Origin of the sequence: Actinomadura sp. NPDC048394 (assembly GCF_040651755.1) — a bacterium.
Classification (GTDB): domain Bacteria; phylum Actinomycetota; class Actinomycetes; order Streptosporangiales; family Streptosporangiaceae; genus Spirillospora; species Spirillospora montaniterrae.
Window position 1 is genome coordinate 1 of record NZ_JBEZJL010000096.1, and the last position, 25,490, is coordinate 25,490.

A 25,490-nucleotide genomic window follows, 5' to 3' on the forward strand; every position below is an offset into this window, starting at 1 on the left:
CCGCCCGCCCGCCCCCCCCCCGGCCGCCCGCGCCCCCCCCCGCCCCCCCCCCCCCCCCGGGGGGGGCGCCCCCCCCGCGCCCCCCCCCCCCCCCGCGGGGGGGCCCCCCGCGCTCGCGTACCACCTCCCCCAGGAGCATCCGTGCTGTACGTATCGTTCGCCTGCCGCCTCACCCTGGTCGCGGTGATGACGCTGGCGGCGGTGGCGAAGCTGCGCTCGCCGGGCGCCTTCGCGGCCTCCCTCGCCGATCTCGGCTTCGTCCCGGCGCGGCTGCGCCGCCCGCTGGCCGTGCTCGTCCCCGCCGCCGAACTGCTCGTCGCGTTGCTGCTCGCCGTGCCCCGCCACCGTCACCGCCGGCTTCGCCGCCGCCGCGCTGCTCTGCTGCGGCCTGACGGCCGTCCCGGTCGCCGTCGTCGCCCGGGGGAAGCGGGTGACCTGCGCGTGCTTCGGCTCCGGCGGCGCGCCCATGGGCGGCTGGCACATCGCCCGCAACGCGGTGCTGCTGGCGGCGGCGTGCCTGGGCGCGGCCGTCGCGCTGTCGCTGGGCGACGGCGTTCCCGGCCGGATCCCGGGGATCGCGCTGGCGGTGTTCTCGGCCGGCCTGCTCACCACTCTGACCGTCTTCGTCGACGACATCGCCGCGCTCTTCCGGTCCCCGGTCGCCGCCGGGGACCCGGGCCGGTGAGGCGCCGAAGCCGGAAAGGACATCCGTGGACTACCTCATCGCAGGGACCGTCCTGGTCGCGGCGCTCACCGCGCTGAACGCCGCGCTCACCGCGGCGGTGCTGCGCCGCTGGCGCGCCCGCCTGGGCGCTTCGCCGGCCGGCCACCGGCATGGCCTCGGCCCGTCCGGCGGGGCCCCGCACCTGGGCATCGCGCCGGGGGACCGGATGCCCGCGTTCACCGCCGCCACCACCACCGGCACCACGGTCACCAGCGACGACCTGGCCGGCCGCCCGGCGCTGCTCGCCTCCTGTCGCTGGACTGCCCGGGCTGCGACGACAGCGTGCCGGAGCTCGCCGGGCTCGCCCGCCGGGTGCGGGACGCGGGAGGCCGCGTCCTGGCCACGGTGGTCGGGATCGACGCGGCCGGCAGCGACCTCGCCGCCCGCCTCGCCGGCGTCGCGGACCACGTGGTGCCCGAGCCCCTGGACGCGCCCGTCGGCACCGCCTTCGGGGTCCGCTTCTATCCGGGATTCGCCCACTATGGCCCGGACGGCGTCGCCCACCGCGGCGAGTGTCGGCCTGCAAGGGCTCGGCGAGGCCGCCGCGCAGCCGTCGGCGACATGAGCGGCGGCGTGCGCGGTGGCGACGTGACCGGCGGCGGCACGATGGGGCCCCGCGTCTCCGTCCTCCGCGGGATGAAGGCGGCCTACGCGCTCGCCTGGCGTGCCTGCCCCGGCATGCTGTTCCTCCAGCTCGGCATGGCGATCGTCGACGGGACGGCACCGGTGGCGACCGCCTGGCTGACCAAGGCCGCGCTCGACGAGCTGACCGCCGCCCGCCCCCGGAGCGGGGGGCTGCTGTGGTTCGCGGCGGGCATCGGCGCCCTCGGCATCGCGATGGCCTCGTCCTCGGCCGTGTCCGCCTACGCGCAGGGACGCGCCCGGCGGGCCGTCGGCCTGCTCTCGCAGGACCGGCTGTTCGGCGCGGTCAACCGGATGAACGGGCTGGCGCGCCTGGAGGAGCCGCGCTTCCACGACCGGCTGCGGCCGGCCCAGCAGTCCGCCGAGAACGCCCCGGACCAGCTCGTCCAGATGGGCCTGACGACCCTGCGCGGGACGCTGGGCGTCACCGGGTTCCTCGGCACCCTGATCGCGACCAACCCGGTCATGGCCGGCGCCGCGCTCGCCGCCGCCGTGCCCGCGATGGTCGCCCACCTGGCGCTCGGCCGCCGGCGGGCGGGGCTGCTGTTGCGGATCAGCCCCGGCCTGCGGCGCAAGCTCTTCTACCAGATGCTGCTGACCGACCTGCAGGCCGCGAAGGAGGTCCGCCTGTTCGGGCTGGGCGGCTTCCTGCACGGCCGGATGCTCACCGAGCTGCGCGCCGCCAACGATGCCGAGGACCGGCTGGAGCGGGGCGTGGTGCGCGTCCAGGTCCTCCTCGCAGCCCTCGGGGCGCTGCTGGCGGCGGCGGGCCTGCTGTGGGCCGTGCACGCCGCGGCCCAGAAGACGATCAGCGTCGGCGACGTGTCGGTCTTCATCGGCGCGCTGGCCGGGCTCCAGTCCGGGCTCGGGTCCCTCGTGCAGGGCATCGCCATGGGCCACCAGTCCGCCCTGGTGTTCCACCACTACCTGACGGTGGTCGGGACCGGCGACGACCTCGACGCGCCCGCGCGCCCCCGCGAGCTGGCCCCACTGGCCCACGCCATCGAGCTGCGCGACGTCTGGTTCCGCTACAGCGAGGACGCCCCCTGGGTACTGCGCGGGCTGGACCTGACCATCCCGCACGGCACCAGCCTCGCCGTCGTCGGGCTCAACGGCGCCGGCAAGTGCACGCTCGTCAAGCTGCTCTGCCGGTTCTACGACCCGCAGCGCGGCGCCGTCCTGTGGGACGGGGTGGACGTCCGCGACGTCCCGGTCGAGGAACTGCGCCGGCGCATCGGGGCGGTGTTCCAGGACTACATGGACTACGACCTCACCGCCGCCGAGAACATCGGGCTCGGGGACCTCGACTCGATCGGCGACCGGGAGCGGATCCGCGCCGCCGCCGAGCGCGCCGGCGTCCACGAGACCGTCGAGCGGCTGCCCGCCGGCTACGCGACGATGCTGAGCCGGCTGTTCCACGCCGGCGACGAGGAGGACGGCGACGGCGAGGCCGCCCGGGCGAACGGCGTCCACCTGTCCGGCGGGCAGTGGCAGCGCCTGGCGCCGGCCCGCGGCCTGATGCGCCGGGGCCGCGACCTGATGATCCTGGACGAGCCCAGCTCCGGGCTCGACGCGGAGGCCGAGGCGGCGGTGCACGACCGGCTGCGGGAGCTGCGCGCGGGCTCGACGAGCGTCCTGGTCTCGCACCGGCTCGGCGCCGTCCGCCGGGCCGACCGGATCGTCGTGGTGCAGGACGGCCGGGTCCTGGAGAGCGGCGACCACGCCTCCCTCATCGCGTCCCCGGACGGCGTCTACGCCAAGCTCTTCGCCAGGCAGGCCGAGGGCTACCAGGAGGACCCGGCGCCGGGGGGCTCTGCGGCGAGCACGGCGCCGAGCACGGTGGCCGCCGGATGAGCCAGGTCGCGGGCTGGGCTCTCGCCGCGGCCCTCGTGGTCGGGGCCGCGGTCGCGGCCCGGCTGCTGCTGTCCACCGTCACCGTCCAGGGCGGAAGCATGACCCCGGCCCTGGACCCCGGCGACGTGGTGCTGGTGCTGCGTCACCGCCGCCGGGCCCGGCCGGGCCGGATCGTGGTCGTCCAGCGGCCCGACCGGCGCACGGGGTGGGACGGCCCGTCCGACCCGTCCGCCGGGTGGTACGTCAAGCGGGTCGCCGCGAGGGCCGGCGACCCCATGCCCTCCTGGGTGCCGGGGGACGGGCCGGGCCGCGTCTCGCCGGGCATGCTGGTGCTGCGCGGCGACCATCCCCGCTCGGAGGACTCCAAGCAGTGGGGCCCGTGCCCGGCGGACCGGATGTACGGGGTGGTGCTGATGCGGCTGCGCGCCGGGGACGAGCAGGCCGCCGCCCGTCCGGCGTCCGCGCGCCGCGCTAGTCCTCCTGGACGGCGCTCCTCGTCATCTCCTTGAGCTCGGCGACGACGTCGTCGAGGGGCGCGACGTCGCGGTGGGCGCGGCAGAGGATCGTGGCGCCCTCGACCGCGGCGACGATCAGGCGGGCGAGGCGGGCGGCGCGGTCGTCGGGGACGCCCGCGTTGCCGAGCCCGGTGGCGAGCGTGTCCTGCCAGCGGTCGAACGCGGCCGCGGCGGCGGACGCCAGCTGCGGGGCGTCGTCGTGGCTCTCCACGGTGACGGCGACGATCGGGCAGCCGGCCCGGAACTCGCTCTTGATCAGCACCTGCCGCCACCAGCCGACGAAGGCGTCCACGGCGGACGCGGCGTCGCCGCCCTCGGTGGCGGCGAGGATGCCGGCGTTGAGGAACTCGCCGGCGTAGCGCACGGCCTCCTCGGCGAGCTGCGCCTTGCCGTCGGGGAAGTGGTGGTAGATCGAGCCGCGCGGCGCGCCGCTGTGCGCGATGACGTCGCGGAACCCGGTGCCGCTGTAGCCGCGCTCGCGGAAGAGGTAGGCGGCGCTGCGCACCATGCGTTCCCGGCTGTCGGTGCCCATGCGTCGATTATGACATTCATCATAAGCTTCTCGCATTGACCATGACGGTCGTCATAGCCCACCGTGCTTATGACGGACGTCATACACAGTGGTGACCTGGAGGGAAGCGGAGCGATGGCGGGCACGACGACCGAGCCGACCGCGACGACCGAGCCGGCCGCGCCGACCACGGCGGGCCTCGAGCAGCTGAAGGCGCTGATCAACAAGGGCGCCGAGGAGGGGTACGGCATCGGCGCGCTGCTCGGCATGGCCGCCGAGGAGCTGGAGCCGGGACGGGTCGTCTTCTCGCTCGCTCCGCGCACCGACTTCAGCAACCCGCTCGGCACCGTGCACGGCGGCGTGCTGTCCACGCTGCTGGACTCGGCGATGGGCTGCGCCGTGCACACCTCGCTGCCCGAGGGCGCCGGCTACACGACGCTGGAACTGAAGGTCAACTTCGTCCGCGCGGTGCCGCTGGAGGGTGGCAGGCTGACCTGCGAGGGAACGACCGTCCATGTCGGGCGGAAGGTCGCGACCGCCGAGGGGCGGATCGTGAACCAGGACGGCAAGCTCGTCGCGCACGGCACCACGACCTGCATGATCTTCCCGCCGGCTACCGACCAGTAGGGTCTGCTCAGGCACCGACGAAGGAGACCAGCGTGATCGACCTGCAGCGCGACGGCGACGTCTACGTCCTGCGCTTCGACGACGGCGAGAACCGGTTCAGTCCCGACTTCCTCAGCGCCGTCGAAGGCGCGCTCGACACCGTCGAGAAGAACGACGGGCCCGGCGCCCTGGTCACCACCGGGACCGGCAAGTTCTACTCCAACGGCCTCGACCTCGAGTGGCTCGGCGCCCACGGCGACCAGTTCGAGGCGTACCTGAGCCGCATCCACGCCGTCTACGCGCGGCTGCTGGAGCTGCCGATGCCGACGGTCGCCGCGATCAACGGGCACGCGTTCGCGGGCGGCGGGATGCTGGCCCTCGCCCACGACTTCGCCGTCATGCGCACCGACCGCGGCTACTTCTGCCTGCCCGAGGTCGACCTCGGCATGACGTTCACGCCCGGGATGAACGCGCTGATCGCAGCGCGGCTGCCCAGGCGCACCGCGCACGAGGCGATGATCACGGGCCGCCGGTACGCCGCCGAGCAGGCGATGGCGGCCGGGATCGTGCAGCGGACGGCGGACGAGGCGGGCGTGCTGCCCGCGGCGCTGGAGCTCGCGGGGTCGCTGGCCGGCAAGGACGGCCGGGTGGTCGGCAAGATCCGCGCGGACCTGTACCGTCCCGCGCTGGAGGCGCTGCGCGGCCCGGCGCTCGGCTAGCCCGGCACCCGGGCCCCGCACCGGGGTCCACGCCGGGCCCACGCGGGTCCACGCCGGGCCCACGCGGGTCCACGCCGGGCCCACGCGGGTCCACGCCGGGCCCACGCGGGTCCACGCCGGGGCCCGCGCCGGGCCCTCGCTCCGGCGGGCGGCGCGGAGTAGGTTACGTTCGACTGGAATCTGATTCGGTTTTACGGGAAGGGACGCCGGATGCGCATCGGGATGGGGCTCAACTACGCGGGCAGCGGTTTCAAGGACACCGTCGAGGAGCTGGCCGACTTCGAGAAGGCCGGCCTCGACATCGTCTACGTCCCGGAGGCCTACAGCTTCGACGCGGTCAGCCAGATGGGGTACATCGCGGCCAAGACCGAGCGGCTGGAGATCGGCTCCGGCATCCTGAACATCTACTCGCGCACGCCCACCGCGATCGCGCAGACCGCCGCCGGCCTGGACTACGTCTCCGACGGCCGGTTCACGCTCGGCATCGGCGCGTCCGGCCCGCAGGTCATCGAGGGCTTCCACGGCGTCCCCTACATCGCGCCCCTCGGCCGCACCCGCGAGATCATCGACATCTGCCGCAAGGTGTGGCGGCGCGAGCGCGTCCAGCACGACGGCAAGCACTACACGCTGCCGCTGCCCGCCGAGCGGGGCACCGGCCTCGGCAAGGCGCTGAAGCTGATCAACCACCCGGTCCGCGCCGACATCCCGGTCATGGTCGCCGCGATCGGCCCGAAGAACGTCGAGCTCACCGCCGAGATCGCCAACGGCTGGGAGCCGATCTTCTACATGCCGGAGAAGGCCGCGGACGTGTGGGGCGCCTCGCTCGCCGCCGGCAAGGCCAAGCGCGACCCCGCGCTCGGCGAGCTGGACGTCGTCGGCCAGGCGACCCTCGCCATCGGCGACGACGTGCAGGGCTACCTGGAGTTCGGCCGCCCGATGGCCGCGCTCTACATCGGCGGCATGGGCGCCAAGGGCAAGAACTTCTACAACGACCTCGCCCGCCGGTACGGCTTCGAGAAGGAGGCCGAGGAGATCCAGGACCTCTACCTCGACGGCAAGAAGGACGAGGCCGCCGCGAAGGTCCCGCAGGAGCTGCTGGAGAAGATGTCGCTGATCGGCACGGAGGGCCACGTCCGCGAGCGGCTCGCCGCGATGAAGGAGTCCGGCATCACGACGCTGAACGTGCAGCCCATCGCCGGCGATCACAAGGGCCGCGTCGCCCTCATCGAGAAGGTCAAGCAGATGGCCGCCGACGTCTGATCCCTCCGTTGAGTCGCGGCGTGCCGCGCTCGTGGGACGACCCATGAGGGCGGCACGCCGCGACTCAACGTCATGCGGGCGTCAGAGGGCGGCGTTGACCTCCTTGGCGACGCGCTCGCCGGAGCGGACCGCGCCGTCCATGTAGCCGGTCCAGTAGTCGGACGTCTCCGTTCCGGCCCAGTGGATCGGGCCGCAGGGCGCGCGCAGCGCCTCGCCGAAGCCGGTCAGGACGCCGGGCGGGGCGACGCCGACCGGGCCGCCGCCGCTCCAGATCTCGTTGTCCCAGCGCTGGAACGCCGTCCGCACCGGGGTCTTGGCCTTGTCGCCGTAGAAGTTCGCGAACGCCGCCAGGCCCGCGGCCCGCACCTCGTCCGCCGAGGCCCCGTCCAGCTTGCGGATGTTGGCCTGGTTCATGAAGCCCATCATGATCCCGCGCGACCCGTCCGGCGGGCTGTTGTCGAACGTCGCGTCGATCGCGCCGCTGTCGGAGACGGCCTGCCCGGTCAGCCCGTCCGCGCGCCAGAACGGGGTGTCGTACACGGCGACGAACTTGCAGATCGAGCCCATCGGGTAGCGCTGCATCAGCTGCGCGCGCGCCGCGGGCAGCGCCGGCGAGAAGTCGATCTTCCCGGCGATCGCCGGGGACATCGCGACGACGACCCGCTTCGCCGACACCGTGAGGCCGTCGGCGGTCACGGTGACGGCGCCGCCGTCCGTCGAGATCGCCCGGACCGCCGTGTTGTAGCGGATGACGTCGCCGAGCTTGGCGGCCAGCCGGACGGGCACCTCCTGCGACCCGCCGACGAACCGGGACTCCTGCCCGCCGCCCTTGGTGTCGATGAGGCGGTCGACCGAGCCGGGGTTGCTCTCGTTGCCCGCCGACGCGATGTAGTTCAGGACGTACAGCAGCGACACGTCCTGCGAGCGCACCGACAGCGTGGAGCTGATGAACTCGTCCATCAGGAACCGCGCGCCGCTGCTCAGCGAGTTGGACCGGGACCAGGTGTAGAAGGTCTGCGCGTCCCACTCCTCGGCCTTGGCGGCCTTCCACGGCTGCCCGACCGGGACGTCCTTGGCCATGCTGCCGAGCTTGAGCAGCGCCACCTCCAGGTCGACCACGCCCCAGTCGGGCGGTACCGCCCCGAGGACGCCGTCGGTGGCGTACAGGGACCGCTGCCCGTTGCGGTAGTAGACGTTCTTGCCGGTGTTGTAGGTCGGGAACGTCGCGACGCCCATGTCCTTGGCGAGCGCGGCGATGCGGTCCTGGGTCGGGCCGATGAACTCGGCGCCGCCCTCGCTGGTGGTGCCGTCGCCGAGCGGCATGCCGTACACGCGGCCGCCGGGCCGCTCGCGGGCCTCCAGGACGATCACGGACCGGCCGGCGGCGACCAGGTCGCGGGCGGCGGCGAGGCCGGACAGCCCGGCGCCGACGATCACGACGTCGGCGGTGGCGCTCTCGGCCATGGGGGCGGCCGGGGCGGTGGCGGGGCGGGTGACGGTCCGCGCGGCGGCGGCGGGCGCCGCGGCCGCGGAGACCACGGCTCCGGCGGCGGTGAGCGCGCCCGTTCCGAGCAATCTGCGGCGGCTGACTCGGGTCAAGGGGAATCCCTCCAGGGACGTCCGGTGCGGGGGGACGGGGCGGGATGAAACGATCACTCGCCGAGGCACGCTAGGCCACCCGCGGCCCGGAAGTCGAGCGATTCTCATGTTCTGTGACCGCGTCGAGACGGGCCGGGCCACCGCCGGCCGCGTGCTCTAGAGTCCTGACCGTGGGGGAGGCGCACATGCAGGAGACGCAGGGGGACGGGCACGCCGCGCGGCGCCGCCGGCTGGCCGCGCTGGTCGCCGACGCGGGCGCCGACGCCGTCCTCGTCACCCGGCTCGTCAACGTCCGCTACCTCACCGGCCTCGACAGCTCCAACGCCGCGCTGCTCGTCCCGGCGGACGGCCCCGCCGTGCTCGCCACCGACGGCCGCTACGCCGGGATGGCCGCCGAGGTCTGCCCCGAACTGGAGACCCTCGTCGAGCGGCGGGCCGCCGAGGCGCTCACCACCCGCGCCGCCGCCTCCGGCCACCGCGTCCTCGGCTTCGAGGCGCACGACCTCACCGTCGAGCGGCACGCCGGGCTCGCCGAGGCCGCCGACATCCCGCTGCGGCCGCTCGGCCGCCTCGTCGAGGACCTGCGCCGGGTCAAGGACGAGGAGGAGATCGGCCTGCTGCGGGAGGCGTGCGCCATCACCGACCGCGCCTTCGAGGCCGTCCTGCCGGAGATCCGCGCCGGCGTCACCGAGCGCGCCGTCGCGATCGCCCTCGAACGGGCCATGGTCGACTTCGGCGCCGAGGGCCCCGCGTTCGACTCGATCGTCGCGTCCGGGCCGAACGGCGCCGTCCCGCACCACCACCCCGGCGGCCGCGAGCTGCAGCGCGGCGACCTCGTCACCCTCGACTTCGGCGCGCGCTACGGCGGCTACCACGCCGACATGACCCGCACCGTCGCGATCGGCGAACCCGCCGCCTGGCAGCGCGACCTCTACGCCCTCGTCCTGCGCGCGCAGCTCGCCTCGATCGCCGCCGCCCGCCCCGGCGCCGAGACCAGGGACGTCGACGCCGCCGCCCGCGGCCTCATCGAGGACGCCGGGCACGGGGACGCGTTCACCCACGGCCTCGGGCACGGCGTCGGCCTGGAGATCCACGAGGCACCGCTCATGGGGTACGACAGGACCGGTAAGCTGATGGATCGAGTTCCGATCACCGCGGAGCCGGGGGTGTACCTGGCGGGCCGGGGCGGAGTCCGGATCGAGGACACCTTGGTCGTCCGCCCGGGCGGCCCGGAGCTCCTCACCACAACGACGAAGGACCTGCTCGTCCTCTGACGTCCGGTCAGCGAGCGGGCCCGCGACCGGGAGAATGACGCAGTGGCGACGACGAACGACCTCAAGAACGGCATGACGCTGAACCTCGACGGCCAGCTGTGGACCGTCCAGGAGTTCCAGCACGTCAAGCCCGGCAAGGGCGGCGCGTTCGTCCGCACCAAGCTCAAGAACGTGCTGTCGGGCAAGGTCGTCGACAAGACCTTCAACGCCGGCACCAAGGTCGACGTGGCGAGCGTGGACAAGCGCGAGATGCAGTACCTCTACCGCGAGGGCGAGGACTTCGTCTTCATGGACACCGAGACCTACGACCAGCCGCACATCCCCGCGGCCACCGTCGGCGACGCCGCGAACTACCTGCTGCCCGAGCAGAACGCCGTGATCGCGTTCAACAACGAGAACCCGCTCTACGTCGAGCTGCCCGCCGCCGTGGTGCTGGAGATCACCGAGACCGAGCCGGGCCTGCAGGGCGACCGCTCCACCGGCGGCAGCAAGCCCGCCACCCTGGAGACCGGCGCGCAGATCCAGGTGCCGCTGTTCATCACCACGGGCGAGAAGGTCAAGGTCGACACCCGCTCCGGCGAGTACCTCGGCCGCGGCTGAGATGGCGGCACGCACGAAGGCGCGCAAGCTGGCCCTCGACATCCTCTTCGCGGCGGAGCTGCGCGAGGAGCAGCCGACGGCGGTGCTGGCGGCGCGCGGCCGTCCGAACCAGGACGAGCTGTCGGAGTACCCGCACGCGGTGCGGCTGATCGAGGGCGTGCAGGAGCACCGGGAGCGCATCGACGAGCTGATCGCCACCTACGCGACCGGCTGGACGCTGGAGCGGATGCCGGTCGTCGACCGCAACATCCTGCGGATGGGCGCCTACGAGCTGCTGTGGGTGGACGACGTCCCGGACGGCGTGGCGGTGAGCGAGGCGGTCGGCCTCGCCACCGAGCTGTCCACCGACGAGTCGCCCCGGTTCGTCAACGGCCTGCTGGCGCGGCTGCAGCAGCTCAAGCCGTCCCTGTCGCTCTGACGGCGAATCGTCGCCTGGCGCCCGTCCGCGGGCGGCGGGCGGCTAGGGTGGGCGGGGATGAACGACGTTAGCGGAGCGGCCGTGGCCGGCCGGCAGCAGAAGCGGGTGCGCGGGAGCAGCCGCGTGCGCAGCGCGGTCCTGTGGGAGGCGCTGCGCACGGTCCTGGACCGCATCGCCCCCGAGGCCGGCCGGAGCGACGTCGTGGACGTCGGCGGCGGCACCGGCGGGTTCGCGGTGCCGCTCGCCGAGCTCGGCCACCGCGTCACGGTCGTGGACGCCAACCCGGACGCGCTGGCCGCGCTGGAGCGCCGCGCCGCCGAGTCCGGGGTGCGGGTCCGGGCCGTCCAGGGCGACGCGGTCGACCTGCCGGACCTGCTCGGCGGCGGCGCCGCCGACCTGGTGCTGTGCCACAGCGTGCTGGAGTACGTCGACGACCCGGCCGCGGCGATGGCCGCGCTGACCGCCGCCGTCCGCCCGGGCGGGTCGGTGAGCGTGCTGGTGGCCGGGCAGGTCGCCGCCGCGCTGCACCGCGCCGTGTCCGGCCACTTCGACGACGCGCGGCGGGTGCTGACGGACGTGTCCGGGCGGTGGGGCGAGGGCGACCGGATGCCCCGCCGGTTCACCCGCGAGACGCTGACGGCGCTGGTGCGCGGCGCGGGCCTGCGGGTCGCCGAGCTGCACGGGGTGCGGATCTTCGCGGACCTGGTGCCGAGCGGGATGCTGGACGGCGACGCCGGCTCGGCGGAGGCGCTGATCGCGCTGGAGTCCGTCGCGGCGGTGCACCCGGTGCTGCGCGACCTGGCCACCCAGCTGCACCTGGTGGCCGACAAGCCGGCCGAGTAGATCCGCCGATGAGTCGCAAGCAGCAGCTGCACCGGCCCGGTCCGCAGCCGGGGCCGCCCGCCGACGACACCGGCTGCTCGATCCTGCACGTGGACATGGACGCGTTCTTCGTCAGCGTCGAGCTGCTGGAGCGGCCGGAGCTGCGGGGCCGCCCGGTGGTGGTGGGCGGCGCGGGGCCGCGCGGGGTGGTGTCCGCCGCGTCGTACGAGGCCCGGAAGTTCGGCGTGCACTCGGCGATGCCGATGTCGCGGGCGCGGCGGCTGTGCCCGCAGGCGGTGGTGCTGCCGGTCAGCCACGGCAAGTACGGGCGGGTGTCGGCGGCCGTCTTCGAGATCTTCCGGTCCATCACCCCGCTGGTGGAGGGCCTGTCATTGGACGAGGCGTTCCTCGACGTGGCGGGCGCGGGCCGGCGCCTCGGCCGCCCCGCCGAGATCGCCCGGATGATCCGCGAGCAGGTCCGCGCGCAGCAGGGCATCACCTGCTCGGTCGGCGTCGCGAGCACCAAGTTCGTCGCCAAGCTCGCCTCGACCCGCTGCAAGCCGGACGGCCTGCTCGTGGTGCCCGCCGACGGCGTCGTCGACTTCCTGCACCCGCTGCCCGTCGCGTCCCTGTGGGGCGTGGGGGAGCGGACGGAGCAGACGCTGGCCCGGCTCGGGCTGCGCACCGTCGGGCAGCTCGCGCAGATCCCCCTCGCGACGCTGCAGCGCGAGCTCGGCAACGCGATGGGCGCGCATCTGCACGAGCTGGCGTGGGGCCGCGACCCGCGCGAGGTCGTCCCGCACACCCCGGACAAGAGCATCGGCGCGGAGGAGACGTTCGACACCGACGTCGACGACCCGGAGGTGATCCGCCGGGAGCTGCTGCGGCTGGCCGAGAAGGTCGGCGCGCGGCTGCGGGCGTCGGGGAACGCGGGACGCACGGTGAGCGTCAAACTCCGGATGGCGAACTTCAAGACGATCACCCGGGCGCGGACCCTCCGCGAACCCACCGATCTGGCACGTGTGATCTATGTCACAGCGTGCGAGCTCTATGAGGGCGCGGGCCTGGAACGGGTACGACTCCGTCTGGTCGGGGTGCGGGTGGAGAACCTGTGCCCCGCCGGCGAGGCCCCCCGTCAGCTCGCCTTCGACGAGCCGGAACGCGGCTGGCGCGAGGCCGAGCGCGCGATGGACCAGGTGGCGAACCGGTTCGGCCGCGGTGCCGTCCGTCCCGCCGCCCTGGTCGAGCGCGCGCACGACGGTGACGCACGCGACGGCAGGGACGGGAGACGATGAAAGAAGGCGGTGAGCTGACCGGTATGGGGCCCTGGACCCGCCGTTCGCTTTCGTACGCCGGTGAGTGCTCGTATTCTGGGCATATCACCGTTGACGTTCCCGTCCCGCATCGGATACCCCGCCGCGGGGCTGTCGTTGGGAGGCGCCGTGCCGCTGTCTGAGCACGAACAGCGCATGCTCGAGCAGATCGAGCAGGCGCTGTACGCCGAGGATCCGAAGTTCGCGCACGCCGTCCGGTCGACCAACCCTCAGGTGCACTACAAGCGCCGGATCATCAAGGCCGCCCTCGGGTTCGTCGTCGGTGTCTGCGCGCTGATGGCGGGGCTCGTCATCAACGCCGGGACCGCGACCATCGCGGTCAGCGTGGCCGGCTTCCTGCTGATGGTGGTCTGCTGCGTGTGGGCGCTCACGAGCTGGAAGCGGATGACCGGCATCGGGAACGAGCCCGCGCGGCGCGGCCGCCAGGCCCGTCCCGCGAAGGCCGGCTTCATGGAGCGCATGGAGGAACGCTGGCGCCGCCGCACCGAAGGCGAGTGAACCGGCCGTACCGGCCTCACTGAGCGGCGCCGCGGGCCTGCGAGGCCTAGCGGCGCCGCATGCGGTTCGGCAGGTCGTTGAGGCGGTCGGCGAGGTCGGCCGCGCGGGTGCCGGTGCCGCGCAGCGCCGACCGCGCCTGCGCCATCGCCGACGGCGGGAACACCCGGGCGCGCCAGCGGGCCCGGCGCCCCACGGACGCGGCGAACGCCGCGCGAACCGTCCGCACGTCGGCGCGCAGCCGCTCGGGCGGATCGGCGGGCCGGGCCAACGCGTAGAGGGCGAGTTCCTCGGCGCGGGCGATGCGCCCGAGCGCCTCCGCGGGGACCGCGTCCAGCTCCAGCAGCTCGCCGAGCCGCCGCGCCGCCGCGCGCGGCGAGTCGCTCGGCCGCCACTCCAGCCCGTGGTCGAGGGCGTCGGCGCGCATCTCCTGCCACGCCGCGTGCGCGGCGCCGCTGTTGTCGGGGACGCCGTCCGGGCCGCCCTCCAGGACGCCGTCCGGGGCGCCCTCCAGGACGCCGTTCAGGGCGCCGTCCGGCGCGCCGCCGCGGCCGCCCGGCCGGAGAGAATCCGGATTCCCGCCGTGCCCGCGCGGCGGCGCCGACAGCACCGCCCAGCGGCGCCGCCGGGTCAGCGCCCGCAGCACCATCGGGACCGCGAGGAGCAGCAGCACCAGCACCCCGCCCGCGATCCACGGCGCCGCCGACAGCCCGCCGTCCCCGGAGTCCTCCTCGGTGAGGCCGCCCTGAGGGCCGGTGTCGTTGCGGTGCGGCGCCGCCTGCGGCGACGCGGACGACCGGTCCGGCCCCGACGACGTCTCCGGGGTCGGCAGCGCGTCGTCGCCCTGCCGGCCGCCGCCGCCCGCCGGCCGGCTGTAGGCCGGCGTCACCGCGGTGCCCTGCCCGGCCGCGCCGGACGGCGTCGGCTCGAACCGCACCCAGCCCGACCCCTCGAAGTACAGCTCCGGCCACGCGTGCGCGTCCCGCGACCGCACCACCCACGTCCCCGGCTGCGTCTGCGTGCCGGACGTGTAGCCCATCGCGACCCGCGACGGGATGCCGACGATCCGCGCCATCAGCGCCATCGACGCGGCGAACTGCTCGCAGTACCCGCGCTTGCTGCGCAGCAGGAAGTCGACGAGGTCGTTGCCGTGCTGCGGCGCCGGCGTCGACAGGTCGTAGGTGAACCCGCCGGTCAGGGTGAACCAGCGCTGCAGCTTCACCGCCTGCGCCCGCGCCGTCGCCGCGCCCGCCGTCACGTTCTGCGCGAGCGTCCTGACCTGCGGCGGGATGTTCTTCGGGACGGCGGTGTAGTGCGAGACGACGTCGGCCGGATACCCGACCGCGGCGGACAGGTCGGATGCGGTCGGGTCGGCGCGCAGGCTCTTGACGGTGTAGGCGCGGCCGCCCGCCGAGTCGCTCAGCGAGTAGATCATCAGCGACTGCCGGTGCACCCGCCAGTCGCCCTTGATCGACACCCGGGTCGGCGCGTACGGCACCGGAAGGAAGGTCATGTCGCGGACCTCGCCGCTCACCTTCACCTGCGTCGTCACCTCGTGCACCGGGGCGATGCTCAGCCCGGGCGGCGGCGGCAGCGTCCGGCCCGACAGCCGGTCCGCGGCGCTGCTGCTCAGCCGGCTGTACGTCCACCGGTCGCCGTCGAACCGGTCGAGGGCGTACAGGCGCAGGTAGTCGGGGCCGTCCGGGTCGTCGGTGTGGTAGGTGAGGACGACCGAGTCGTCCAGCCGGGTCAGCTCCCGCTTCAGGCTGACGAGCGGGTCCGGCGTCGTGACCGTCTGGCCGGCCTTGCCGCGCCCCCCGCCGCCCATGCCGAACACGCCGCGCGGGTGGATCCCGGGGATCGCCATCGGCAGTACCACCGCGATCGCCACCGACCCGACCGCGATCCGCCGCCCGCTCGCCGCCCGCCGGCCGCCGTCGGTCCGCACGCGCTGGCCGCTCGGCGGCTCCGCCCCGGCCAGCGGCAGCTCGCCGCCGTGCCGGTGGACGGTGACCGCCCGCCCCCAGCCGCCGACCTGCTCGCGCGCGTCGGCCATCAGCAGCGCGAGGAAGCCGATCGCGCCGATGCCGAACGCCAGCCACCCGACGCCGTCCTGGCGGACCGCGGCGGGCACGCTGTACATCGCCAGTAGCGGCAGCCCGGCCGGCGCCGCCCGGCGCAGCCGCACCGCCAGCAGGTCGACCAGCACCGCGACCACGCCGATCCCGGCGGCGACCAGCAGCCCGATCCCCGGCACCAGCGGCACCGGCGCCGCGTACCGGTTCGCCGCGTTCCAGCCGTCCCCGGCCAGGTCGATGAGGTGCGACAGCGAGCCGGGCGACGGGACGACCCCGAGCCACGCCTCGCCCCTCGCGTACGCCACGGTCAGGTACAGCAGCAGCGCCGCCAGCCCGCACAGCGGGTCCAGCACGGCGGGCAGCCGCAGCCGGCGCGACACCAGCCCGCCGCAGGCCGCCGCCAGCACCGCGGCGACGCCCGTCCAGAACCACCGGCCGCCGGCGAACAGCGGGTACAGGCCGATCGAGCAGGCCAGCGTCGCCACCGCCGCCACGATCGTCATCCGGATCCTCATGCCGCGCCTCCGGTGGCATCCGCAGCCTTGTCCGCCGCTTCGTCCCTCTCGGTGCCGGGACCCGCGCCGGGCCCCGCGTCCGCCGTCGCCGCGGCGGTCCCGCCGGGCTCGTCCGGCGCGCCGTGGCTCCGCGGACCGGCCCCCGCCTGCCCGGCGCCCGCCCACGCCCCGGCCAGCTCGGCCGCGGAACGGATGACCAGCACCCGCCATCCGCCCGCGCGCAGCAGGCCGGCTGCGGCCTCCGGCGCCAGCGGCCCGTCCTCCGCGTCCCCGGACCGCGGCTCCGGGGCCCGCCCGCCCGTGCCGCCGCGCGCCCCCGGGACCCGCGGCCGGGCGATCCGCGCACGATGGACGTTCTCCGCCCCGCCGTCCCGGCGCGCGGGAGAGGCGTCGATCAGCACCGCCAGCCGGGAGCCGGCGCCGCGCCGCGTCGCCGCGACCCGGTGCGCCTCCTCGGCGGTCAGCGCGCCGAACACCGCGGTGACCAGCCCGTCGCCCTCCCGGCCCTGCCCGGGCGCGCCGCCGAGCGCCGCGAGGCCCGGCGTCAGCGACACCGACTTCGACCGCCGCGCCACCGCCAGCGCCTCGAGCAGCAGCCCCTCGAACGCCCCGTCGAACGACGCCGCCGCCGACAGCGCCTCGCCCGCGTCGGTGACGAACCGCAGGTTCATCCCCGTCCGGCCGAGATGCACCCCGATCGACGCGGCGACCGACACCGCCTGCTCGAACGAGCCGCCCGGGCCGTCGCCCCAGTGCGCGCGGCGCCGCGTGTCCAGGAACAGCGTCCCGCTGCTCTGGCGGTGCTGCTCCTCGCGCCGCACCATCAGCTCGCCGTGCCGGGCCGTCGACCGCCAGTGCACCCGCCGCAGGTCGTCGCCGTGCCGGTACTCGCGCGGCGCGACGTCGTCCTCGCCCGCCGCCGACACCGCCCGGGCCAGGCTCTCGCCGCCGCCGCCCCACGCGCCGCTCAGCCGCGTCGCCGGCAGCGGCACGATCGCCGGCGTGACGGTGAGGGTGTCGGACATGCTGAACGAGCGGACCAGCTCCACCATCCCGAACGGGTCGGCCAGCCGGACCGTCAGCGGCCCCACCCGGAAGCGGCCCCGCACGTCGGAGCGGATCCGGTAGCCGAGCTCCCGCGAGCCCTGCGACTCGATCCGGTCCAGCACGAACCGCGCCCGCCCGCCGAGCGCGTACGGCACCCGGTCCTCCACCAGCAGCAGCCCGCTCGGCAGCCGCGACACGTTCTCCAGCCGCAGGTCGACGCGCGTCTCGTGGCCGACCGGCAGCCGCGGCGGCTCCAGCCGCCGCGCGCACGCCAGCCGGTAGCGGGTCCGCGACACCGCCAGCGTCGACAGCAGCGGCAGCACCAGCACCAGGATCCCGGCGCGCAGCAGGTCCCGCTCGCCGAGCACGAACGCGCACACGATGGCCGTCGCGCCGGCGGCCACGAAGGACCGCCCGCGCGTGGTCAGCCCGGCCAGCGCCCGCCTCAACCGGTCACTTCCCGGGTGCGGGCACCGGCAGGCGGCGCACCAGCTCGGCGACCACCTGCTCGGGACGCCGCCGCTCCACCTGCGCCTCCGCGGTCGGCAGCAGCCGGTGCGCCAGGACCGGGACGGCCAGCTCCTGCACGTCGTCCGGCAGCACGTAGTCGCGCTCGTCCAGCGCCGCGTACGCGCGCGCCGCCCGGACCAGGTGCAGGGTCGCGCGGGGGGAGGCGCCGAGCCGCAGCTCGGGGTGCTTGCGGGTCGCGGTGACCAGGTCGATCGCGTACTGCCGCACCGACGCCGCGACGTGCTGGCGCCGCACCACCTCGATCAGGTCGCGGACGTCGGAGGCGTGCGCGACCGGGGTGAGCCGGTCCAGCGGCGACGACCCGCCGTGCGCGTCGAGCATCTCCAGCTCCGCCGCCGGGTCGGGGTACCCCATCGAGATCCGCGCGGTGAACCGGTCGCGCTGCGCCTCCGGCAGCGGGTAGGTGCCCTCCATCTCGACCGGGTTCTGCGTGGAGATCACCATGAACGGGGGCTCCAGCGCGTAGGTGGTGCCGTCCACCGTGACCTGGCGCTCCTCCATGCACTCCAGCAGCGCCGACTGCGTCTTCGGCGACGCCCGGTTGATCTCGTCGCCGACCACGATGTTGGCGAACACCGGGCCCGGCTTGAACTCGAACTCGCGCAGCTCCTGGTTGTAGGCGCTGACCCCGGTGATGTCGCTGGGCAGCAGGTCCGGCGTGAACTGCACCCGCCGCACCGAGCAGTCGACGGAGCGCGCGAGGGCCTTGGCCAGCATCGTCTTGCCGACGCCCGGCACGTCCTCGATCAGCAGGTGCCCCTCGGCGAGCAGCACGGTCAGCGCCAGCCGCACCGCCTTCGGCTTGCCCTCGATCACCGACTCGACGGCGGCCCGGATCCGGTCGGCGATCCGCGCGAGGCCGGCCAGGTCGCCGCCGGAGCCCTCGCGTCCCGCCGGGCCCTCCGCCCTGCCGCGGCCCGCGCTGCCGGGCCGGGCGGGGCGCGATGCCGGGGGGTCGGTCTCCATGAACGACTCGCCGTGCGTGCCTACTGCCACCAAACCCTCCTCAGCCGTCCGGCCGCGTGGTGTGCTCGAAGGCCCCTGACGGAGCCCGCCCCCCGGGACCGGGGGCCCGTCTCCTCGCGACCGGTGCGGCGCTCTGTGCGCCCGCCCAACCGACAGTACGTCGTCGGCGGGCCCGCCGCGATGTTCATGTGGAACGCGAGCCCATTGTGCTCCACGGCGATCACCACCACAGCCCCACCGGGCCCATCACTTCGCTCCACCGGCCCCACCACTTCGCCCCACCGGACGCTCCCGGCCCTCCCGCGCGCCCCCTCAAAGGTCCATGGCGGACGGTGCCGCGGGCCGTCCCGGCGGGACCGCCGCGGGACGGCGCGCGGAGGGGCGCCCGCCGCCCCCCACTCCGCCCCACCCCATCTGACCTGCGGCTTTCTCGATGATCTTCGTGCGCGGAAGGCGTTTTCCTTGTTGACGGTGGGGAAGAGTGGAGTAGAGTGGGGCGCCGTGGGGAGCAGTAGCGCCTCATGCGGCGCGGGAGGTGGGGCCGGTGTTCCTCGGCACCCATTCACCGCGCCTCGACGACAAGGGACGACTGTTCCTGCCGGCGAAGTACCGCGAGGAGCTGTCGGGGGGATTGGTGATCACGAAGGGCCAGGAACGCTGCCTGTACGTCTTCCCCATGGCGGAGTTCCAGCGCATCACCGAGGCTCTGCGTGCCGCGCCGGTCACCGAGAAGGCGGTCCGCGCGTACAGCCGGGTCTTCTTCGCCAGCGCCTCCGACGAGGTCCCCGACAAGCAGGGACGCGTCACGATCCCGCCGCCGCTGCGCACGTACGCGGGCCTCACCCGCGACTGCACGGTCATCGGCGCCAACACACGCCTGGAGATCTGGGACACCCAGGCCTGGGAGTCCTACCTCGAGCAGGAGGAACAGGCGTTCTCCGACGTCTCGGAGGAGGTGTTGCCCGGGATCCTCTAGACGACCCGTCGGTCCGTTGACCGGCATTGGCCCACGTTCGGCCAGGTCTCCAGCCGCTCTCCGAGCCAGCTGGCGCAGCTTCCCCGGTGCCAGACGGCGACCCCCCGCGGTAACGCGGTGATCTTCCCTTAGGGCAGCGGATGGGGACCTGGCCGGGCGAGGCCGCCGCCGGGGGCGCGCAAGGTCCGGACCGGCGATGCCACACAGTCCGCGAGCGAGGTGGCAGTACCAGGGGGGTGAACCATGGACGTGGGAGACCACGCGGCCGGGGCCGGTCACGTACCGGTCATGCTCGGTCGCGTTCTGGAACTCCTCGCCCCCGCCGTGGACGCCGCCCGCGCCGCCGGGCGCACACCCCTCTACCTCGACGCCACCCTCGGCATGGGCGGCCACACCGAGGCCATGCTCCGGGCCCACCCGGACCTGCGGGTCATCGCCCTCGACCGCGACACCACCGCGCTGGAGCGCTCCGCGCGCCGGCTCGCCCCCTTCGGCGACCGCGTCGCGTTCGAGCACGCCGTCTACGACGAGATCCCCGGCGTCCTCGCCCGGCTCGGCGTCCCGTCGGTGGACGCCGTGCTGTTCGACCTCGGCGTCTCCTCCCCGCAGCTCGACGAGGCCGACCGCGGCTTCGCCTACTCCTATGACGCGCCCCTCGACATGCGGATGGACCGCACCCAGACGCTCACCGCGGCGGAGGTCGTCAACGGCTACCCGCCCGCCGAGCTGGCGCGCATCCTGCGCGAGTACGGCGAGGAGCGGTTCGCCCAGCGCATCGCCTCGGCGATCGTCCGCGAGCGCGAGCGCGCCCCGCTCGACTCCACCAGGCGGCTCGCCGACCTGGTCCGCACCTCCATCCCGGCCGCGACCCGCCGCACCGGCGGCAACCCGGCCAAAAGGACGTTCCAGGCGCTGCGCATCGAGGTGAACGGCGAGCTGGACATCTGGCGGCGGGCGCTGCCCGCCGCCCTGGACGCGCTCCCGGTCGGCGGCCGGGTCGCCGTCCTCAGCTACCACTCGCTGGAGGACCGCATCACCAAGCGGGTCCTCGCCGCCGAGGCGGCCGACACCACCCCGCCGGAGCTGCCCGTCCCGCTGCCGGAGCACGAGCCGAGGTTCCGGCTCCTGACGCGCGGGGCCGAGCTGCCGTCCGACGAGGAGACCACGACCAACCCACGGGCCGGGTCGGTGCGGATGCGCGCCGCCGAGCGGGTCCGGGAGGCGACATGACGACGACGAGCCGACGCCCGCCGGCCACCGCGCCCGCCAGGAACGCGCCGAAGAAGGCCGCGCCCGCGAAGAAGAAGAGGCCCGACCCGGACCGCCCGGCCGACGCCGCCGCGGGACGGGCCGCGCCGCCGCGCCGCCCGGCGAAGAGCGCGGCGAAGGGCGCGCCGGCCGCGGCCGCCCCGGCCAAGGCCCGGCCGCGCAAGGGCGCCCCGCCCGAGCCCGCCGCGCCCAAGCGGGCCCCGGCGAAGCGGACACCGCCGAAGAAGGCACCGGGCGGGGACGCGCAGGCGGCGGCCGTCCGGGCACGGCGCGAGCCCAGGCCGGCGCGGCGCTCGGCCGCCGTGCCGCCGCGCGCCCCGTTCGTCCTGCTCATCATCGCGCTGCTCGGCGGCGCGCTGGTGAGCCTGCTGCTGCTCAACACCGTCCTGGCGAAGGACGCCTTCACGCTGAGCAAGCTCGAGCAGCAGAACAAGGAGCTCGACCAGCAGGGCCAGGAGCTGCAGGCGCAGAACGAGGAGGAGAACTCGCCGCAGAACCTGGCGCGCAAGGCCGAGGCGCAGGGCATGGTCCAGAACAAGTACCCGCGGTTCTACTTCCCCGGCACCGGCAAGACGAGCGCGGGCGGGCTGCGGCCCGTCCCGCAGTCGGCCACCGCGTCCGCCGGCGCGGCGGCCGTCCTGGGCGTGCCCGGCACCGTGGTGCCGGGCGACGGGGTCCCGGTGCCGTCCGGCGCGACCGGTTCCGGAGGCCCCGCACAGGGCAACGGATCGGCGCAGGGCAACGGCTCGGGGCACGGGAACACCGCGGCGCGGGGGACCGGGACCGGGAGCGGCCGGCCGTGACGCGGGGCGGCGGCCACGACGGGGTGAGCACCGAGGGGCGGGGGACGCGGTGACGAAGGGACCCGGACGCGGGACCGCCGGGCCGCCGCCCGGCCGGAAACGCGGCCCCCGGGGCTCGGCGGGGCGGGACGACACGAGCGGCCCGGGCGCGGCGCGCGCGTCCGGGCGCCAGACCGGCAACCCGCCGCGCCCGCAGGCGGGACGCGCGGACGCGGCGGGCCGGCCCGGCAAGAAGGGCGGCCCCGCCGCCCGCCGCCCGGCCCGCGGCGGCACCGTCCCGCAGCCGCGCAAGGGCACCGGTAAGAAGGACGCGGAGAAGAAGCCGACCGGCAAGAACGCGACCGCCAAGGGCGCGACCGGCAAGGGCGCGACCGGCAAGGGCGCGACCGGCAAGGCGACCTCAGGCAGGGGCGGCTCCGGCAAGGGCGGTGCGCCCGCGAAGAGCCGGACGGCCGCGTTCCGCACGACCGCGCCCACCGCGCGGCCGGGCGGGCCGTCCCGCACGGGCGGGACGCGCCGCGACGGCCCCCGCGGCCCGCGCCCCGGCGGCGGGTCCGGGCGCCGCCCGCCGCGGCCCCCGCGCCGCCCGCGCGTCCCCTTCCACCGCCGCGACCCGATGAAGCGGCTGAACGCCGGGCTGCTGGTCGTGGCGTTCGTGCTGTCGCTGTTCGCGGGCCGCCTCGTCCAGCTCCAGACCATCGAGTCGGGCAAGTACAGCGAGCAGGCGATGGACCAGCGGCTGCGCAAGCTGACGCTGCCCGCCGTCCGCGGCGCGATCACCGACGCGCAGGGCAACTGGCTCGCCGTGACGGTGGAGGCCCGCGCGATCACCGCCGACCCGTACGTCATCAAGCCGGAGAAGCGGCAGGCGATCGTCAACGCGCTCGCGCCCGCCCTCGGCCTGAGCCCGGACGCGGTGATGAAGGCGATCAGCAAGAAGGGCACCCAGTTCGTCACGCTGGCGCACGGCGTCACCCCCGACCAGGCCCGCCTCATCACGTCGTGGAACTTCCAGGGCATCGGGACTTTGCCGGAATATCGCCGGGAGTATCCCAACGGATCGCTGGGCGCGAGCGTCATAGGTTTCGTGAACGGTGCGGGACAGGGCGCCGCCGGCCTCGAGAGCACGCAGAACGCCGTGCTGTCCGGGCGGGACGGCTGGCAGCGCGTGGAGATCAGCCTCGAGGGCCAGCACATCCCCATGGGCGAGGACCAGAAGAAGCCGCCCGTGCCCGGCCGCGGCATCCGCCTCACCCTCCAGCAGGACCTGCAGTTCAAGGCCCAGCAGGAGATCGAGAAGCAGGTCAGGGCGAGCGGCGCGCGCAGCGGCACCGTCATCGTCATGGACCCGCGCACCGGCCGGCTGCTGGCGATGGCGTCGGCGCCCGGCTACGACCCGAACCACGTCACCAAGGACGACCGCGACGTGTGGGGCAGCCCGCTGGTGCAGGACGCCTACGAGCCGGGCAGCACCGGCAAGGTCGTCACCGCCGCCGCCGTCATGGAGCACGGCGGGGTCACGCCGCAGACGCCCTTCAAGGTCCCCGACAAGATCAGCAAGTACAACGTGGTGTTCCACGACTCCGAGCCGCACGGCGTGGAGGACCTGACGTTCGCCGGGGTGCTGGCCAAGTCCAGCAACGTCGGCACCATCATGGCCAGCCAGACCATCAGCGAGGAGCAGCTCTACCAGACCCTGCGCGACTTCGGGTTCGGCCAGAAGACCGGCCTGCCGCTGCCGGGGGAGACGGCGGGGCTGCTGAACCCGCCGTCGAAGTGGTCGGGCACCGACCGGTACCCGATCGCCTTCGGGCAGACGGTGTCGGTCAACGCGGTGCAGATGGCGAGCGTCTACGCGACCATCGCCAACGGCGGCGTCCGCGTCGCGCCGAACCTGGTCGCGGGGACGGTCGGCGCGGACGACAGGTTCACCCCGGCGCCCGCCCCGCAGCAGCGCCGCGTGATCAGCCAGGGCACGGCCCGGCAGATCAGCGACATGCTGGAGGGCGTCACCACCGCCGAGGGCACCGCGCCGAAGGCGCAGATCAAGGGCTACCGGGTGGCGGGCAAGACCGGCACGGCGCAGCGCTTCGACGCGGGCTGCGGATGCTACAAGGGGTACACGGCGTCGTTCGCCGGGTTCGCGCCCGCCGACGACCCGCGGCTCGTCGTGCAGGTCGTCCTGCAGGACCCCAAGCGGGGCAGCCACTATGGTGGCGACGTCGCCGCGCCCGTGTTCCGCGACGTGATGAGCTTCGCGCTGCAGTCCGAGAAGATCCCGCCGACGGGGAGCAAACCGCCGATCATCAAGATCTACGCCCGAGACTGACCGCAGCGAGTACCCTCACTCGCCGTGAGTCCACCATCCGTTCACCAGCGTTCCCGTCCCACCGGCACCGAAAGAACCGTCATGCGTCCGACCACCACTCAGGCCCGTCCGCTGGACGGGCTCGCGGCGACTCTCGGGATCGGGCGGGGCGACTGGGGGGACGCGCGGGTCACCGGGATCACGCACGACTCGCGGGCGGTGCGGCCCGGCGACGTCTACGCGGCGCTGCCCGGCACCCGCACGCACGGCGCGGAGTTCTCCGCGCAGGCCGCCACGGCGGGCGCGGTCGCGATCCTCACCGACGCCGCCGGCCGGAGCCGCGCCGCCGCGACCGGGCTGCCGGTCCTGGTGGTCGCGGACGCGCGGGCGCGGCTCGGCGACGCGGCCGCCTGGGTGTACGGGGAGCCGGGACGCGACATCACGCTCATCGGCATCACCGGCACCAGCGGCAAGAGCACCACGGCGTTCCTGGTCGAGGCGGGGCTGCGCGGCGCCGGTCTCACCACCGGGCTGGTCGGCGGCGTGGAGATCCGGGTCGCCGACGAGCGGGTGCCGAGCGCGCTGACCACGCCGGAGGCGACCGACCTGCACGCGCTGCTGGCCATGATGCGCGAGCGCGGCGTCGGCGCCGCGGCGATGGAGGTGTCCAGCCACGCGCTGGTGCAGGGCCGGGTCGGCGGCGCGCACTACGAGGTCGCCGTCTTCACGAACCTGTCGCAGGACCACCTCGACTACCACCCGACGATGCAGGACTACTTCCTGGCGAAGGCGCAGCTGTTCACGCCGGAGTACGCGCGGGTCGGGGTGGTGAACCTCGACGACCACTACGGCCGCGAGCTGCTGGAGATCGCCCGGATCCCGATGACGACGTTCTCGGCGTCCGGTGACCCGGCGGCGGACTGGCGGGCCGAGGACGTGCGGGTCGGCGCGGACGGCAGCGTGTTCCGGGTCGTCGGGCCGGGCGGCGTCGAGGCCGACGCCTCGGTGCGGCTCGCCGGGCCGTTCAACGTCGCGAACGCGCTCGCCGCGATCGTCGCGCTGGTGGAGGCGGGGATCGGGCTGCCGTCGGCGGTGCGCGGCGTCGCGTCGCTGGAGGGCGTGCCCGGGCGGCTGGAGCGGGTCGACGAGGGCCAGGACTTCGTCGCGCTCGTCGACTACTCGCACAAGCCCGGCGCGGTCGAGGCGGTGCTGACGGCGCTGCGTCCGGTCACCGAGGGGACCCTCGCGGTGGTGCTCGGCTGCGGCGGCGACCGCGACCGCGGCAAGCGGCCGCTGATGGGCGAGGCGGCGGCGCGGCTGGCCGACATGGCGTATTTCACCAACGACAACCCGAGGTCCGAAGATCCGCTCGCCATCCTCGCCGCTATGGTCGAGGGCGGGCTCAAGGTGCCGCAGCGGCACCGGGCGCACATCGTCGTGGAGCCCGACCGCGCCGCCGCCATCGCGCTGGCCGTCGGCCGGGCCCGCCGCGGCGACGTCCTCGTCGTCGCGGGCAAGGGCCACGAGCAGGGCCAGTACGCGGCGGGCGAGGTGCAGCCGTTCGACGACCGCGAGGTCGTCCGGGAGGCGCTGCGGCGTGCCGCGCCTCGGGAAGAGAAGTAGA

At 74.9% G+C, this 25,490-nt stretch carries 22 protein-coding genes and 1 pseudogene; 18 read left to right on the plus strand and 5 right to left on the minus strand.

Annotation, left to right across the window (positions count from 1 at the left end):
* Positions 1-141: 141 nt before the first annotated feature.
* From AB0C78_RS44065 to AB0C78_RS44080, 4 genes and pseudogenes are all read left to right on the plus strand, one after another.
* A pseudogene (locus AB0C78_RS44065) lies at positions 142-324 on the plus strand (MauE/DoxX family redox-associated membrane protein); the annotation flags it as partial.
* Positions 248-685, plus strand: a complete 438-nt coding sequence (locus AB0C78_RS44070; protein ID WP_360760512.1) for a MauE/DoxX family redox-associated membrane protein — start codon at positions 248-250, stop codon at positions 683-685. The pseudogene AB0C78_RS44065 and the gene AB0C78_RS44070, both read left to right, overlap by 77 nt.
* 321 nt (positions 686-1,006) lie before the next feature.
* Positions 1,007-3,220 carry an ABC transporter ATP-binding protein gene (locus tag AB0C78_RS44075; RefSeq protein WP_360760434.1) on the plus strand — a complete coding sequence of 738 codons (2,214 nt, stop codon included), beginning with the start codon at positions 1,007-1,009 and terminating at the stop codon, positions 3,218-3,220.
* Entirely contained in the window at positions 3,217-3,729 is a 513-nt protein-coding gene (locus AB0C78_RS44080; RefSeq protein WP_360760437.1) for a S24/S26 family peptidase, read from the plus strand. The genes AB0C78_RS44075 and AB0C78_RS44080 overlap by 4 nt, the downstream gene beginning before the upstream one ends.
* Here the strand turns inward: AB0C78_RS44080 and AB0C78_RS44085 are convergent.
* A complete protein-coding gene (locus AB0C78_RS44085) occupies positions 3,692-4,267 on the minus strand; it encodes a TetR/AcrR family transcriptional regulator (protein ID WP_360760440.1) in 576 nt (191 codons plus the stop codon). The genes AB0C78_RS44080 and AB0C78_RS44085 overlap by 38 nt on opposite strands.
* Positions 4,268-4,381: 114 nt before the next feature.
* On the opposite strand from AB0C78_RS44085, the gene AB0C78_RS44090 reads away from it, so the two are divergent.
* The 3 genes from AB0C78_RS44090 (at position 4,382) to AB0C78_RS44100 (ending at position 6,831) form a co-directional block, all read left to right on the plus strand.
* A complete protein-coding gene (locus AB0C78_RS44090; protein ID WP_360760443.1) occupies positions 4,382-4,873 on the plus strand; it encodes a PaaI family thioesterase in 492 nt (163 codons plus the stop codon).
* Positions 4,874-4,905: 32 nt separating this feature from the next.
* Positions 4,906-5,571: an enoyl-CoA hydratase-related protein gene (locus AB0C78_RS44095; RefSeq protein ID WP_360760446.1), complete on the plus strand. Its 666-nt coding sequence runs from the start codon at positions 4,906-4,908 to the stop codon at positions 5,569-5,571.
* 210 nt (positions 5,572-5,781) lie between these two features.
* Positions 5,782-6,831 carry an LLM class F420-dependent oxidoreductase gene (locus AB0C78_RS44100; RefSeq protein WP_360760449.1) on the plus strand — a complete coding sequence of 350 codons (1,050 nt, stop codon included), beginning with the start codon at positions 5,782-5,784 and terminating at the stop codon, positions 6,829-6,831.
* A gap of 81 nt (positions 6,832-6,912) precedes the next feature.
* Here AB0C78_RS44100 and AB0C78_RS44105 read toward each other — a convergent pair whose 3' ends face one another.
* On the minus strand, positions 6,913-8,430 hold the full coding sequence (locus AB0C78_RS44105) for a flavin monoamine oxidase family protein (RefSeq protein WP_360760451.1): 1,518 nt from the start codon (positions 8,428-8,430) through the stop codon (positions 6,913-6,915).
* Positions 8,431-8,615: 185 nt separating this feature from the next.
* Here AB0C78_RS44105 and AB0C78_RS44110 point away from each other — a divergent pair, with 185 nt between their 5' ends.
* The 6 genes from AB0C78_RS44110 (at position 8,616) to AB0C78_RS44135 (ending at position 13,376) form a co-directional block, all read left to right on the plus strand.
* Positions 8,616-9,704: an aminopeptidase P family protein gene (locus tag AB0C78_RS44110; protein WP_360760454.1), complete on the plus strand. Its 1,089-nt coding sequence runs from the start codon at positions 8,616-8,618 to the stop codon at positions 9,702-9,704.
* A gap of 42 nt (positions 9,705-9,746) precedes the next feature.
* On the plus strand, positions 9,747-10,304 hold the full coding sequence (gene efp, locus AB0C78_RS44115; protein ID WP_151544967.1) for an elongation factor P: 558 nt from the start codon (positions 9,747-9,749) through the stop codon (positions 10,302-10,304).
* Position 10,305: 1 nt separating this feature from the next.
* Positions 10,306-10,722 carry a transcription antitermination factor NusB gene (gene nusB, locus AB0C78_RS44120; protein WP_151544966.1) on the plus strand — a complete coding sequence of 139 codons (417 nt, stop codon included), beginning with the start codon at positions 10,306-10,308 and terminating at the stop codon, positions 10,720-10,722.
* 57 nt (positions 10,723-10,779) lie between these two features.
* Positions 10,780-11,565, plus strand: coding sequence for a methyltransferase domain-containing protein (locus AB0C78_RS44125; protein WP_151546561.1), 786 nt, complete (start codon positions 10,780-10,782; stop codon positions 11,563-11,565).
* 8 nt (positions 11,566-11,573) lie between these two features.
* The gene (locus tag AB0C78_RS44130; protein ID WP_360760458.1) at positions 11,574-12,839 is read left to right on the plus strand and encodes a DNA polymerase IV; all 1,266 of its coding nucleotides are present in this window, start codon (positions 11,574-11,576) and stop codon (positions 12,837-12,839) included.
* A gap of 147 nt (positions 12,840-12,986) precedes the next feature.
* The gene (locus tag AB0C78_RS44135; protein WP_360760461.1) at positions 12,987-13,376 is read left to right on the plus strand and encodes a DUF3040 domain-containing protein; all 390 of its coding nucleotides are present in this window, start codon (positions 12,987-12,989) and stop codon (positions 13,374-13,376) included.
* A gap of 46 nt (positions 13,377-13,422) precedes the next feature.
* Here AB0C78_RS44135 and AB0C78_RS44140 read toward each other — a convergent pair whose 3' ends face one another.
* Genes AB0C78_RS44140 through AB0C78_RS44150 form a run of 3 tightly spaced genes read right to left on the minus strand, consistent with a single transcriptional unit; the run spans position 13,423 to position 18,540 of the window.
* The gene (locus AB0C78_RS44140; RefSeq protein WP_360760463.1) at positions 13,423-15,966 is read right to left on the minus strand and encodes a DUF3488 and transglutaminase-like domain-containing protein; all 2,544 of its coding nucleotides are present in this window, start codon (positions 15,964-15,966) and stop codon (positions 13,423-13,425) included.
* Positions 15,963-17,462, minus strand: coding sequence for a DUF58 domain-containing protein (locus AB0C78_RS44145; protein WP_360760466.1), 1,500 nt, complete (start codon positions 17,460-17,462; stop codon positions 15,963-15,965). The genes AB0C78_RS44140 and AB0C78_RS44145 overlap by 4 nt, the downstream gene beginning before the upstream one ends.
* A gap of 4 nt (positions 17,463-17,466) precedes the next feature.
* Positions 17,467-18,540, minus strand: a complete 1,074-nt coding sequence (locus AB0C78_RS44150) for a MoxR family ATPase (RefSeq protein WP_360760469.1) — start codon at positions 18,538-18,540, stop codon at positions 17,467-17,469.
* A gap of 514 nt (positions 18,541-19,054) precedes the next feature.
* Between AB0C78_RS44150 and mraZ the strand changes: the two genes are divergently transcribed.
* The 5 genes from mraZ (at position 19,055) to AB0C78_RS44175 (ending at position 25,489) form a co-directional block, all read left to right on the plus strand.
* The gene (gene mraZ, locus AB0C78_RS44155) at positions 19,055-19,486 is read left to right on the plus strand and encodes a division/cell wall cluster transcriptional repressor MraZ (protein ID WP_151547170.1); all 432 of its coding nucleotides are present in this window, start codon (positions 19,055-19,057) and stop codon (positions 19,484-19,486) included.
* Positions 19,487-19,729: 243 nt separating this feature from the next.
* On the plus strand, positions 19,730-20,716 hold the full coding sequence (gene rsmH, locus AB0C78_RS44160) for a 16S rRNA (cytosine(1402)-N(4))-methyltransferase RsmH (protein ID WP_360760473.1): 987 nt from the start codon (positions 19,730-19,732) through the stop codon (positions 20,714-20,716).
* Entirely contained in the window at positions 20,713-21,558 is an 846-nt protein-coding gene (locus AB0C78_RS44165; RefSeq protein WP_360760476.1) for a hypothetical protein, read from the plus strand. Before rsmH ends, AB0C78_RS44165 begins: the two co-directional genes overlap by 4 nt.
* 49 nt (positions 21,559-21,607) lie before the next feature.
* The gene (locus AB0C78_RS44170) at positions 21,608-23,887 is read left to right on the plus strand and encodes a penicillin-binding transpeptidase domain-containing protein (protein ID WP_360760479.1); all 2,280 of its coding nucleotides are present in this window, start codon (positions 21,608-21,610) and stop codon (positions 23,885-23,887) included.
* An 81-nt stretch (positions 23,888-23,968) separates the two neighbouring features.
* Positions 23,969-25,489, plus strand: a complete 1,521-nt coding sequence (locus tag AB0C78_RS44175) for a UDP-N-acetylmuramoyl-L-alanyl-D-glutamate--2,6-diaminopimelate ligase (protein ID WP_360760481.1) — start codon at positions 23,969-23,971, stop codon at positions 25,487-25,489.
* The last annotated feature ends 1 nt before the right edge of the window (position 25,490 follow it).

What these genes read in the sequence shown, in the direction of transcription:
- AB0C78_RS44090 (WP_360760443.1), top strand. Translation starts at nt 4,382, where the DNA reads ATGGCGGGCACGACGACCGAGCCGACCGCGACGACCGAGCCGGCCGCG.
- AB0C78_RS44085 (WP_360760440.1), bottom strand. Translation starts at nt 4,267, where the DNA reads ATGGGCACCGACAGCCGGGAACGCATGGTGCGCAGCGCCGCCTACCTC.
- AB0C78_RS44165 (WP_360760476.1), top strand. Translation starts at nt 20,713, where the DNA reads ATGACGACGACGAGCCGACGCCCGCCGGCCACCGCGCCCGCCAGGAAC.
- AB0C78_RS44080 (WP_360760437.1), top strand. Translation starts at nt 3,217, where the DNA reads ATGAGCCAGGTCGCGGGCTGGGCTCTCGCCGCGGCCCTCGTGGTCGGG.
- rsmH (WP_360760473.1), top strand. Translation starts at nt 19,730, where the DNA reads ATGGACGTGGGAGACCACGCGGCCGGGGCCGGTCACGTACCGGTCATG.
- AB0C78_RS44175 (WP_360760481.1), top strand. Translation starts at nt 23,969, where the DNA reads ATGCGTCCGACCACCACTCAGGCCCGTCCGCTGGACGGGCTCGCGGCG.
- AB0C78_RS44100 (WP_360760449.1), top strand. Translation starts at nt 5,782, where the DNA reads ATGCGCATCGGGATGGGGCTCAACTACGCGGGCAGCGGTTTCAAGGAC.
- AB0C78_RS44110 (WP_360760454.1), top strand. Translation starts at nt 8,616, where the DNA reads ATGCAGGAGACGCAGGGGGACGGGCACGCCGCGCGGCGCCGCCGGCTG.
- AB0C78_RS44125 (WP_151546561.1), top strand. Translation starts at nt 10,780, where the DNA reads ATGAACGACGTTAGCGGAGCGGCCGTGGCCGGCCGGCAGCAGAAGCGG.
- nusB (WP_151544966.1), top strand. Translation starts at nt 10,306, where the DNA reads ATGGCGGCACGCACGAAGGCGCGCAAGCTGGCCCTCGACATCCTCTTC.
- AB0C78_RS44130 (WP_360760458.1), top strand. Translation starts at nt 11,574, where the DNA reads ATGAGTCGCAAGCAGCAGCTGCACCGGCCCGGTCCGCAGCCGGGGCCG.
- AB0C78_RS44140 (WP_360760463.1), bottom strand. Translation starts at nt 15,966, where the DNA reads ATGAGGATCCGGATGACGATCGTGGCGGCGGTGGCGACGCTGGCCTGC.